Below are 12,071 nucleotides of genomic sequence, written 5' to 3' on the forward strand. Positions count from 1 at the left end.
GTTTTGGGACCCTTTATTTGCAGGCTTTACGGTGGTAAAGTTTGCGCCCGAAATTAGCCCGCTATTTGCGGGCTTTTTCGTGTGAATTTTGAATATTCTTCTACACTGGTGACTATATTCTATACAGCTTATGGATAACCACCTAAATTAATTCATGTGGCCTTTGGTAGGGGTCACCACTGAAAGGATTGAACAATGCCTGTAATTACACTTCCTGATGGTTCTAAACGCGAATTCGATAAACCTGTAAGCATCTACGATGTTGCTGCTGATATTGGCCCTGGTTTGGCCAAGGCAACATTGGGCGGCCGAGTAAACGGCCAGCGTATGGATGCTTGCGACATAATCGAAGCAGACGCTGATCTTACCATCTTCACCACCCGCGACGATGACGGCCTTGAGATCATCCGCCACTCCTGTGCGCACCTATTGGGTCATGCTTTAAAGCAATTGTACCCAGATGCCAAAATGGCGATCGGCCCAACCATTGAGCATGGCTTTTACTACGATATCGATATGGAGCATGCTCTCACTGATGAGGATGTGCAGGCCATCGAAAAGCGCATGTTGGAGCTGGCTAAGACTAACTATAGCGTGGTGAAAAAGAAGGTAAGCTGGCAGGAGGCTCGCGATGTGTTTGAAGCGCGCGGCGAGCCCTACAAAATGGAAATCTTGGATAACGATATCCAAAAAGATGACCGCCCAGGCCTGTACCATCACGAAGAATACGTGGATATGTGCCGTGGCCCACACGTGCCAAATATGAGCTTCTGTCATCATTTTAAACTGATGCGCACCTCTGGTGCTTATTGGCGTGGTGATTCCGACAATAAAATGCTGCAGCGTATTTACGGCATTGCTTTTGCGGATAAAAAAGCCCTAAAAGCCCATTTGCGCTTTTTAGAAGAAGCCGTAAAACGTGATCACCGCAAGTTGGGCAAGAAATATGATCTGTTCCACCTACAGGAAGAAGCCCCGGGGATGGTCTTCTGGCACCCGAAGGGTTGGGCCGTTTACACCGCGGTAGAAGAATATATGCGCCAAGTGCAGCGCAATAATGGCTACCAAGAAGTGAAAACTCCACAGGTGGTCGATCGCAGTCTATGGGAAAAGTCCGGTCACTGGGACAAGTTCCGCGAAGATATGTTTACCGTGAAATCGGAAGATAAAGATTTCGCCATCAAGCCAATGAATTGCCCATGTCATGTACAGGTGTTCAACCAGGGCTTGAAGAGTCACAAAGATCTACCCTTGCGTCTGGCGGAGTTTGGTTCCTGTCACCGTAATGAAGCCTCTGGTTCCTTGCAGGGTATTATGCGAGTTCGTGGCTTTGTACAGGATGATGGCCACATTTTCTGTGAAGAAAGCGCTATTCAGGATGAGGTATCCACCTTTACCGATCTGCTTTACGCCGTATACGCCGATTTCGGCTTCTCTGATGTGATCATTCGTCTATCTACTCGCCCTGAAAAGCGTGTAGGTAGCGACGAAGATTGGGATCGTGCCGAGAAAGCCTTGGCCGATGCACTAAACGCCAAAGGGTTGGAGTTCGAATACCTGCCAGGCGAGGGTGCCTTCTACGGCCCTAAGATCGAATTTTCCTTGAAAGACTGCCTAGGCCGAATCTGGCAGTGTGGCACCATGCAGGTTGATTTCTCTATGCCTGGTCGCCTTGAAGCACAATATGTGGCCGAAGATGGCTCCCGCCAAGTGCCAGTAATGCTGCACCGCGCTATCTTGGGTTCTTTTGAGCGTTTTATCGGTATTTTGATCGAGCACTACGAGGGTGCATTCCCAACTTGGTTGGCGCCTGAACAGGTGGTTGTCATGAATATTACCGACAATCAGTCAGAATATTGCCAAAAAGTAGAAGAAACCTTGCGAAACAAGGGCTTTAGAGCTAAATCGGACTTGAGAAATGAGAAGATCGGCTTTAAAATCCGCGAGCACACGATTCAGAAGATCCCTTATCTTGTGGTAATCGGAGATAAAGAGGTGGAATCGCAAGCAGTGGCCGTGCGTACACGCACTGGTGAAGACCTCGGCAGTATGAGCCTTGAGGCCTTTGAAGAGCTGCTTGAAAAAGACGTGGCGCAACGTAGCCGAGCTGCTTCCTAAGGTTACCGCATAGACGGTATAACATGGGAAGTGCCTCGGCATTCGCGCTTGAAGGGCCCTAACTCACCCACGGGGGGAGAGCCGGCCCATATTTAGGAGAAAAGAGCAATTAAAAGAGATAATGCAAAAGGCCGTAGCAAAAAGGCCAACATCAATGATGCCATCGTTGCGGACAAGGTTCGACTGATTGGCGCGGATGGAGAGCAGGCGGGTATTGTAAGCTTGGATGAAGCTTTACAGGTAGCACGTGCTGCGAGCCTAGACCTAGTACAAATTGCAGGTGATTCTGATCCTGTTGTATGTAAGGTCATGGACTACGGTAAACATCTCTTTGACATAAAGAAAACCAAAGCCGCTGCCAAGAAGAAGCAAAAGCAGCAGCAGGTTAAAGAAATGAAATTTCGTCCGGGAACGGATATTGGTGATTACAACATTAAGTTGCGTAACATCACCCGTTTCCTCGAAGCAGGGGACAAGGTCAAGATTTCTTTACGATATCGTGGCCGAGAAATGGCTCACCAAGAGCTTGGTATGGAGATGTTAGGCCGTATCGAGACTGACTTGGAAGAGATCGCGATTGTCGAGCAGCGTCCGAAAATGGAAGGACGTCAGCTGTTGATGATCATTGCCCCGAAAAAGAAGAAGTGATCGGGCTTTTAGCTGCCTTCTCACTCTATATTAACCATCAAATACATCTGGAGTTATTCTGATGCCAAAAGCTAAAGTACACAGTGGCGCTGCCAAGCGCTTCAAAAAGACGGCTGCGGGCTACAAGCATAAGCACGCTAACAAAAGCCACATCCTAACCAAGATGACCACTAAGCGTAAGCGTCAACTGCGTGGTACCAACATCCTGCATGAAGATAATGTAGGTTTGGTAGATCGCATGATGCGTGCCAAGTAAGCAACACTGGTTTATCAATTTTTTAAGAGGATAGGATTATGGCACGTGTAAAACGTGGTGTGGTGGCGCGTCGCAGTCACAAGAAAGTATTAAAGCAAGCTAAAGGTTACTACGGAGCGCGTTCACGCATCTTCCGCGTAGCTAAGCAAGCGGTTATTAAAGCTGGTCAGTACGCTTATCGCGACCGTCGCGTTAAGAAGCGTAACTTCCGCGCTTTGTGGATCACTCGTATCAATGCGCAATCACGCAATGAAGGTTTGAGCTATAGCCGTTTGATCGCTGGTTTAAAGAAAGCCAACATCGAGTTGGACCGTCGCGTATTGGCTGACCTAGCCGTTCACGACAAGCCTGCTTTTGCGGCCATCGTTGAAAAAGCCAAAGCTGCTCTCGCTTAAGCACAACGATGAAAACACCCTTTGGGGTGTTGCCTAGAAAGATGCGAAAGAAAGGGAGATGGCCTCGGCCTCTCCCTTTCTTTTTGTCTTTTTACCTACTGTCAGTCTCAAAACTCCTGTTTTGAGACTGACGTCGCTAACTAAAGGCTGGCGCCGTTTGCGAAACGGCTTGCCTTTAGCTAGCTCGCAGAAATGGATGCGCTTAGGCGCACCCATTTCTGGCGACACTCCTGTGTCGTAGCAGCACTTGAAGTCCAGGCGATGACAAACTGCTGGGGCTATAAAGATAGCTAATGAGTTAGAAGAATTTAGAGGATGAGGTACTGAATAAATCTGCTGTTGAATTGGATCGCTTTTTTGGCCGCTATGCGGAATCTTTTCTGAAAGCTGATGCTGAATTTATTGCCGGTGTGTATGAATTCCCCATGACGTTTTATACCGAAGCAGGTGAGGCGGTTGCGTTTACGGAAGAGGCATTTAATAACAACAGTAAAAACCTTATTGCGCTTTATAAAGAGCTAGGTGTTGCCGCAGTTAATTTTGAGCGGCTTGATCAGTACGTGTTATCTAACTGCCTCAGTATTGTCACGCTTAAATGGTATTTTTGTGATGATGCAGGCGCTGAAATATACAATGCCACTACACGGTACTTAATAGGCTTAAAAGAAGGCAGTTTGAAGATTAAAGCCGTTTTTGTGATTGATGAAACGAGTAAAATTGCAGTTTTAAAGAGTGCAAGTTAACGAGAAGTGACTGGCTTAAAAGGAAGTGGCCAAAAAAGAAGTAAATAGTGAAAGCAAATTATCCAGTTGCTCTGTAAAACCATAAAAGGCCAGGACGGCCTGACCTGAGCGACCCAGGGATGGGTTTAAGCGTGTTTTACAGAGCAACTGGATAATTTGCTTGTGGGTCAGCAGTGAATGCCTTACGGCTTAAGTTGGAAAATTGCTGGCAAGCAACACGGTTTAATGACATTCAACATTGGAGACACCAATGGAAAATCTTGAAGCGCTAAAGCAACAAGCGCTTGAACTTGTAGCAAAAGCCGAAGACATGGCTGCACTGGATGCCGTACGCGTCGACTACCTTGGCAAAAAAGGTGAAATCACCGCACTACTAAAAGGCCTAGGCAAACTGAGTGCCGAAGAACGCCCAGCCGCCGGTGCCGAAATTAACAAAGCCAAGCAAGAAGTCCAAGATCAAATTACCACCAAAAAAACCGCCTTCGAACAAGCGGCTATTAACGCAAAATTAGCAGAAGAAACCGTCGACGTCACCTTGCCGGGACGCCGCGACGAACAGGGCGGCTTGCACCCAGTAACCCGCACCCTACAACGCATCGAAGAGATCTTCGCTGTCGCAGGCTACAGCGTAGAGCAGGGCCCAGAAGTAGAAGACGACTACCACAACTTTGCCGCGCTCAATATTCCCGATCATCACCCGGCGCGCGCCATGCACGATACCTTTTATGTCGATGCAAGCCACGTACTACGTACTCACACCTCACCTGTGCAAGTACGAACCATGGAAACCCAAGAGCCGCCGATTCGCATTATCTGTCCAGGCCGCGTTTACCGCTGTGATTCCGACTTAACCCACACCCCAATGTTCCACCAGGTAGAGGGTTTAGTGGTTGATAAAAATATCAGCTTCGCCGATTTAAAAGGCACCATGGTGCAATTTTTGCGCGCCTTCTTTGAAAAAGATGTCGACGTACGCTTCCGTCCTTCTTACTTTCCATTCACCGAGCCATCGGCCGAAATGGATATCCAGTGCACCGGTTGTGGCGGCGAAGGCTGTCGCATCTGTAGTAAAACCGGTTGGTTGGAAGTGGGTGGCTGCGGCATGGTACACCCCAATGTATTTGAAATGAGCGGCATCGATACCGAAGTGTATTCCGGTTTTGCTTTTGGTATGGGCGTCGACCGCCTAGCCATGTTGCGCTACGGCATTAACGATTTGCGCATGATGTTTGAAAACGATCTGAAGTTTTTAAAGCAGTTTTAACACAGCCTAAAACAAAAACGATCGAAGACAACAATACAGAATTAAATTGGAAGAAAGACCATCATGAAAGTATCAGAAAGCTGGTTGCGCGAATGGGTTAGCCCAAACATCAGCACCGAAGAGCTGGTAGAGCAGCTAACAATGGCTGGCTTAGAAGTGGATGCCGTAGAAGCCGCTGCTGGCGAATTTAGTAAAGTTGTTGTGGGTGAAATTGTTTCTATTGAACAGCACCCCGATGCCGATAAATTGCGCGTTTGCCAAGTGGCTGGCGGTGAAGATGAGCTTACCCAAGTGGTTTGCGGTGCGCCGAATGCACGCGCAGGTATCAAAATACCTTTTGCTTTGGTAGGCGCTAAACTGCCTGGCGATTTTAAAATCAAAAAAGCCAAACTGCGTGGCGTAGAATCAAAGGGCATGTTATGTGCTCAAACCGAATTGCAGTGTGGCGAAGATGACGATGGCATTTGGGAACTACCAAGCGATGCCCCAGTGGGCACATGCTTGCGTGAATATTTAAACCTAGATGACAGCATTATCGAGGTCGATCTAACGCCAAACCGCAGCGACTGCTTAAGCATGCAAGGCATTGCTCGCGATGTGGGTGTATTAAACCGTGCTCCGGTAACGCCACCACAAATGCCGGTTGTTGACGCGGATACCAAAGAAACCCTAAAAGTTTCTTTAGAGGCCGAAGGCGCTTGCCCACGATATTTAGGCCGAGTGATTCGCGGGGTAGATCTTTCCAAGCCAAGCCCAACTTGGATGCAGGAAAAACTGCGCCGCGCAGGTTTGCGCTCTATCGATGCTGTAGTCGATGTAACCAACTACGTTTTGCTTGAACTGGGTCAGCCTTTGCATGCATTTGATATGCAAAAACTCAGCGGAAGCATTCATGTACGCCAATCTACAGCCGGTGAAAAGTTAACCTTGCTCGATGGCCAAGAAGTCGAGCTAAAAGATAATACTTTGTTAATTTGTGATGGTACGGGCCCGGTGGCCATGGCCGGTATTATGGGTGGCGAATCCACCGCTGTAAGCACCGAGACTACCGATGTCTTCCTAGAGTGTGCCTACTTTGATCCAATTGCGATTGCCGGACGTGCGCGTAGTTACGGCTTGCATACAGATGCCTCGCATCGCTATGAGCGCGGCGTTGATTATCAGCTGCAAGAAAAAGCCATCGAGCGTGCTACTGAGCTATTATTGGCTGCTGTAGGTGGCAAGGTTGGCCCGACTGACGTTACCGAGCTGGCAGATCAGGTGCCGGCTGAGCGCAAGGTGGAACTGCGTCGTCACAAGATTGAAAGCGGCCTTGGCTTTTCCATGGCTGATGAAGAAGTTGTCGATATTCTGACTCGCCTTGGATTGCACTTGGTGGAAAACACTGACAATGGTTGGGTATTCACCGTACCAAGCTATCGCTTTGACATCTCAATTGAAGCCGATTTACTAGAAGAGTTGGCCCGGGTGTATGGTTATAACCGCTTGCCAACCACCAATCTAGAGGCAGAAATTAAGATTCTGCCTCGTAATGAGAGCAAGGTGGGCTTATCGGCGCTTCGCCAGCAGCTGGTTGCCCAGGGCTTCCAAGAGGCTATCTGCTACAGCTTTATTGATGCTGAGCTGCAAAAGGTATTTAACCCAGAGCAAGCTCCAATTGAACTGCAAAACCCAATTAGCGCCGATATGGCGGTTATGCGTACCTCATTATGGCCAGGTTTAGTTCAAGTCTTGCAGCATAACTTAAAGCGTCAGCAGAGCCGCGCCAAGCTATTTGAAACCGGCCTAAGCTTCCACTCCATTGAGAAGCAGGTACCGATGTTAGCTGGTCTAATGTATGGCAATCGCCAGCCGGAAGGCTGGAGTGCCAAAGGCGAAGCCGTGGACTTCTTTGATCTGAAGGGCGTTGTGGAAGGTTTGCTGGATATAACTGATCAAGACTTCCGCTTTGTGGCCAAAGCGCACTCGGCATTGCACCCAGGCCAAAGCGCCGCTATCGAGCTAGCTGGTAAGGTTGTGGGCTATTTGGGCGCCTTACACCCACAAATTCAGCAGGAGCTGGGCCTAAACCAGTCCGTTTATCTGTTTGAGATAGAGCAGTCAGCCCTGGCAGAAGCTAAGTTGCCGGCCTTTAATCCGCTATCTAAGTTCCCAGAGGTTCGCCGTGATCTGGCCTTGCTAGTGGCGCGTGAAACCACGGCTGATGCGCTTTTGGCGGGGGTTAGAGCCGCTGCAGGTGAGCAGTTAATCGACTTAAAGGTCTTTGACGTATATACGGGCAAAGGCATTGATGCAGAAAGAAAAAGTATCGCATTGGGCTTGACGTATCAGCATCCTTCACGCACTCTTACAGAAGAAGAAATTAATTCCTCAGTTGACGCGGTGGTCAAGCGTCTAGAGGACGAACTGGGTGCCAGTCTGCGATAAACTATGACAGGAAAGGGAGGCTCCCTTCCTTTCTATAGTGTGGCCAATTTGGTTTTGGGCCAAATTTAGCAGGCATGGCAATAAGTTTCAGGAAGGAGCTTTGTCTCAATCATGTCAGCACTGACCAAAGCCGATTTGGCCGAAAAGCTGTACGAAGAACTTGGCTTCAACAAGCGTGAAGCCAAAGAGCTTGTCGAGCTGTTTTTTGAAGAAATTCGCGCCGCGCTTGAAGCCAATGAGCAGGTAAAACTCTCGGGCTTTGGCAACTTCGAGTTGCGTGATAAAAGCCAGCGTCCTGGCCGTAACCCCAAAACCGGTGAAGAGATACCCATCACGGCACGCCGTGTAGTGACTTTTCGCCCCGGGCAGAAACTTAAGGCACGTGTAGAAGCTTATGCTGGAACCGACGAACAATGACGAACTGCCGGAGATCCCCGGTAAGCGCTATTTCACCATTGGTGAAGTCAGTGAGCTGTGCGCCGTAAAACCCCATGTACTGCGCTACTGGGAACAGGAGTTCCCACAGCTAAAGCCGGTAAAGCGCCGCGGTAATCGCCGCTATTACCAGCGTCAAGATGTCCTGACTATTCGCCAAATTAGAGCGCTGCTATATGAGCAGGGCTTCACCATTGGCGGTGCTCGTTTGAAAATGACCAGCGAGCCAGAAGAGGGTGAAAATAAAGAAGATTTTAAAGCACTGGTACGTCAGATGATTACCGAGCTGGAAGACTTGCTGATTACCTTAAAGGCATAACCGCAGCCTAATGACACACAAAAAAGCCGAGTTTAGCTCGGCTTTTTTGTGTCAGCTTGCTATTGCTGGGATGCTATGATTTTGCTTACGCGTCTTTAATGATTGGTGATTGGTGAAGCGGTTGATTTTAGTGGGCCGAGCAAGTGAGGTTAAGAATAGCTTAAATGGAAAGGCGTATCTGCAAGTCGGTTCGTATGTTTACGTATTTAAAGTGTATAATCAATTAGCTTTCTAATGGCGTGTAAGAGCTGCGATTAGCTTTTAAAGTTAAGACAGCTAACGCAAAAAATATCTAAAACGGAAGAATTAATAATGTACAAGCTCAGCAAAATAATAGGGCAAGCTGCTTCGCTAGCTTTATGTTTGTTAGTGATGTCAGTTCAAGCTGCTGATGATTTCCCCGGCGTAAAGAAATTGATGACTTCAGAAGAGTATAAATCTTCTGGTTTGGAAAAGTTAAGTGAACAAGAGCTGGCCGAGCTAAATAAATGGTTAATTCGCTATACTGCCAAAGACGCATTGGTAATTAGCAAAACAGTAGAATCTGTTCGAGAAGAAAGTAATACAGCTATTGAAAGTAATATCTTGGGAACATTTACAGGTTGGGATGGAAGTACGGTATTTAGATTGGCAAATGGGCAGGTTTGGAAGCAACGAAAGTTAGCCTCGAAGCGCCGTTGGAGAACCAATCTTGAGGCGCCGAAAGTGATAATAGATAAGAACTTGCTTGGCTATTTTCAGCTGACGGTTGTGGGCCCTGATAAAACCACTAAGGTTAAGCGAATTCGTTAAGACGAAGAAAGGCTAGCTAAAACAACGGCTAGCCCTGGTATGCTTAGAGGCAGCTGTTTTATCAATAATTGTCTTGCAATCAAGGGCTTATAGGGTATTATACCCGCCTTTCCCATCTCGGGATCTCTTATAAAGCTTGCTGAATTAGCTGTATTTAAGGCTTAGGTATTCAGTAATCTTTACTCCAAGCGGGGCGTAGCGCAGTCTGGTAGCGCACTACACTGGGGGTGTAGTGGTCGTAGGTTCAAATCCTGCCGTCCCGACCATTTTTTCCTTTTGATGTCTCTTCGTCATTTTCATTGTTGCTAAGAAACCTAGCTTTCGGTCAAACATTAGAGCCCGGTACTCAATATCTTTTATTTGAATTAATTAAACATATGGCGCTGCAACCCGAATGCTGTATGGCTTTATCTATTTTCAGTCGCTCGTGGTCAATATTGCCAGATAAGGTTTTTTTAGCTCTACTTGGGGTAAGGGTAAATACGTATAGTGTGTTTACCCAAACCTAGGAGCTATAGCAATGCGCTTGATAATTTTCTTGTTATTCTTTTCTTGTTTTGCTTATGCCGAAACGGCAAAAGAAACGAAGCCTACTCAGATTCCTGTCGCTTCTTATACTGATGTGACTTTACAAAATTGGCCATTGCCACCTTATAACCGCTGGGCCCTGCGAAATATGGGCATCCTGCATACGCTAATGATCCCAAGGGCTGGTGATGTTTTTGAAATACCACGCGCTAAGCAGCAGGATTTGTCCTCGCTACAATTTGAGCACCGTGGTAAGCGCTATTCAGTAGCCCAAAGCCTAGCGGCCGATCAAACTGATGGCATTGTGGTGTTAAAAGGTGGCGAGATTGTTTGGGAAGCATACTACGATGGCTTTGGCCCCCATGATCATCATTTGTGGGCGTCTAGTACCAAATCTTTAATAGGCATGGCGGCTGGTATTTTAGTTGAGCGAGGGCAAATCGATCTAGAAAAGAAGATCAGTGATTATTTGCCGGAGCTAAAATCATCTGCTTGGTCTAGAGCAAGTGTTCAAGATACGCTGAATATGTCTACGGCGATTGATTACCAAGAAGCCATGATTAGTTCACAACCTGGCTCGATAGCATTCGAATATTTCAAGCGAATTGGTTTATTGCCTGCTTTTGATTTGATGATGCTAAAGCAAGACAGTGACCAAACGCCCCGCAGTGTCAGGCCTTTGTTACAGCGTTTTCAAGCTAATACCGAGTTGCCGACGGCACATATTTTTCAGTATCAGTCACCTAATGTCGATGTAATTGGCTGGCTTATTGAACGTGTGAGTGGCAAAAGTCTTAAAGCTTTTATTACCGAAGAAATTTGGTCGAAGTTAGGCGCCGAACATGATGCTTTTATCACGGCTGATTCTGGCTTTGTACCGGTGGCTACCGGTGGTATGAATACCACTTTGCGGGATTTTGCACGCTTTGGTGTTGCAATAATGAATGACGGGAAGGTGGCAGGGCAGCAGGTTTTTCCTCAATCTTCAGTTCAGGCGATCACTGAAATTTCTGCGCAGAATAAGCAAGGCGTTAAGCGCAGCGTTTATCGTCAAGCAACTAGCCGGTTTTATGATAGCGAGCTACAGGGCTATAAAAATTTCTGGTGGGTACATGATGAGAAAGGTGTTTTCACGGCGCGCGGTATTTACGGCCAAATTCTATATATCGATAAGCCTAAAGATATTCTTATTGCGACCTTTGCCAGTGCAAAAACGCCTTCTAATGCGGCAAGAGAAACCGCAAAGCGCAGGATGCAGGCCTTTAAGGCGATAGCTGAGCAATTGTAAAAACTTTAATCGACTAACCTGGGGGCTGCATTGCAGCCCAACTTAATTGGTGCTCACTAATGTTATTCATCATTCGCGTAGTTTTCTAAACGTAGAAGGTGTTTGCCCCGTCGTACGCCTAAACTGCCGTGTAAAGGCACTTTGATCGGCATAGCCGCAATCCATTGCAATATCGGCAATAGAGCGGTCGCTGTTTAACAGCAATTGGCTGGCATGATCGATTCGAATCTTTAACAACCATTGGCCGGTGGGCAAGTCGTAGAGCTTTTTCATGCGTCTATCTAACTGGTAGATAGACATGCCCGCTATCTCGGCCATCTCGGCAAGAGTGGGTGGGTTTGCTACCCGCTCTTGGGCGTATTCGATAACCTCTGAGATTCGCTCAAAATCTTCGCTGGTAACATCGGGGAGTTTTAGATCTCGCGACACGCCAACTAAGCCAACAATATCGCCGTTTTTCCCTACCAAGGGTCGCTTGGCCGTTAAGCACCAGCCAACTTCGCGATTTTGATAAACATGCAATTCCAGTTCATCAACCAATTGTTGGCCAGATTGTAAAACCTTTTGATCTTGCTCTTCATAGCCCTTGCCTAAGTGACTGCCCAAAATCTCTGAGGGGCTGCAGCCAATCAGCTCGTTTTTGCTTTTGCGGCCGCTTCGATCGACGAGGGTTTGGTTAACGCTGACATAGCAGCCTGCGCTATTTTTGACAAAAAACACAACATTAGGAATAAGGTCGAACATCTCTTCAGCAGGGAAGGGTTCTGCTAACTGTGCATATAGGCTGGTGGCGGGGGTAGTATTAGTCATATTTAAATTGTGCCAAAAATCAAGTTTGCATTATAGTCATGGTAAAGA

Annotated in this window: 12 protein-coding genes and 1 tRNA gene; 12 read left to right on the forward strand and 1 reads right to left on the reverse strand. The window is 47.4% G+C overall.

The features are described from left to right. The first annotated feature begins 195 nt into the window (after positions 1-195). The 12 genes from thrS (at position 196) to Q1A41_RS03720 (ending at position 11,213) form a co-directional block, all read left to right on the forward strand. Positions 196-2,118, forward strand: coding sequence for a threonine--tRNA ligase (gene thrS, locus Q1A41_RS03665; protein ID WP_299974849.1), 1,923 nt, complete (start codon positions 196-198; stop codon positions 2,116-2,118). 108 nt (positions 2,119-2,226) lie between these two features. Continuing rightward, positions 2,227-2,766 (forward strand): translation initiation factor IF-3, encoded by a 540-nt coding sequence (infC, locus tag Q1A41_RS03670; protein ID WP_299976155.1) that lies wholly within the window; start codon positions 2,227-2,229, stop codon positions 2,764-2,766. Between the two features lie 61 nt (positions 2,767-2,827). Beyond that, complete coding sequence (gene rpmI, locus Q1A41_RS03675) at positions 2,828-3,022, forward strand: 50S ribosomal protein L35 (RefSeq protein WP_166844586.1); 195 nt, start codon at positions 2,828-2,830, stop codon at positions 3,020-3,022. A gap of 38 nt (positions 3,023-3,060) precedes the next feature. Next, positions 3,061-3,417, forward strand: a complete 357-nt coding sequence (rplT, locus tag Q1A41_RS03680; RefSeq protein ID WP_166844588.1) for a 50S ribosomal protein L20 — start codon at positions 3,061-3,063, stop codon at positions 3,415-3,417. 344 nt (positions 3,418-3,761) lie between these two features. Next, positions 3,762-4,160, forward strand: a complete 399-nt coding sequence (locus Q1A41_RS03685) for a hypothetical protein (protein WP_299974852.1) — start codon at positions 3,762-3,764, stop codon at positions 4,158-4,160. 250 nt (positions 4,161-4,410) lie between these two features. After that, positions 4,411-5,424: a phenylalanine--tRNA ligase subunit alpha gene (gene pheS / locus Q1A41_RS03690; RefSeq protein ID WP_299974855.1), complete on the forward strand. Its 1,014-nt coding sequence runs from the start codon at positions 4,411-4,413 to the stop codon at positions 5,422-5,424. 63 nt (positions 5,425-5,487) lie between these two features. Beyond that, positions 5,488-7,851 (forward strand): phenylalanine--tRNA ligase subunit beta, encoded by a 2,364-nt coding sequence (gene pheT / locus Q1A41_RS03695; protein ID WP_299974858.1) that lies wholly within the window; start codon positions 5,488-5,490, stop codon positions 7,849-7,851. A gap of 111 nt (positions 7,852-7,962) precedes the next feature. Beyond that, the gene (gene ihfA, locus Q1A41_RS03700; RefSeq protein WP_299768124.1) at positions 7,963-8,268 is read left to right on the forward strand and encodes an integration host factor subunit alpha; all 306 of its coding nucleotides are present in this window, start codon (positions 7,963-7,965) and stop codon (positions 8,266-8,268) included. Next, on the forward strand, positions 8,246-8,605 hold the full coding sequence (locus Q1A41_RS03705) for a MerR family transcriptional regulator (protein ID WP_299974860.1): 360 nt from the start codon (positions 8,246-8,248) through the stop codon (positions 8,603-8,605). The genes ihfA and Q1A41_RS03705 overlap by 23 nt, the downstream gene beginning before the upstream one ends. A gap of 312 nt (positions 8,606-8,917) precedes the next feature. Next, entirely contained in the window at positions 8,918-9,397 is a 480-nt protein-coding gene (locus Q1A41_RS03710) for a hypothetical protein (RefSeq protein WP_299974863.1), read from the forward strand. Between the two features lie 189 nt (positions 9,398-9,586). Next, a tRNA-Pro gene (locus Q1A41_RS03715) sits at positions 9,587-9,663 on the forward strand. A gap of 254 nt (positions 9,664-9,917) precedes the next feature. Further along, positions 9,918-11,213 carry a serine hydrolase gene (locus tag Q1A41_RS03720; RefSeq protein ID WP_299974866.1) on the forward strand — a complete coding sequence of 432 codons (1,296 nt, stop codon included), beginning with the start codon at positions 9,918-9,920 and terminating at the stop codon, positions 11,211-11,213. Positions 11,214-11,282: 69 nt separating this feature from the next. On the opposite strand, the gene Q1A41_RS03725 is transcribed toward Q1A41_RS03720, so the two are convergent. Then, positions 11,283-12,023: an AraC family transcriptional regulator gene (locus Q1A41_RS03725; RefSeq protein WP_299974868.1), complete on the reverse strand. Its 741-nt coding sequence runs from the start codon at positions 12,021-12,023 to the stop codon at positions 11,283-11,285. Between the last annotated feature and the right edge of the window lie 48 nt (positions 12,024-12,071).

The sequence above is a fragment of the uncultured Pseudoteredinibacter sp. genome (assembly GCF_947502065.1).
GTDB lineage: Bacteria > Pseudomonadota > Gammaproteobacteria > Pseudomonadales > Cellvibrionaceae > Pseudoteredinibacter.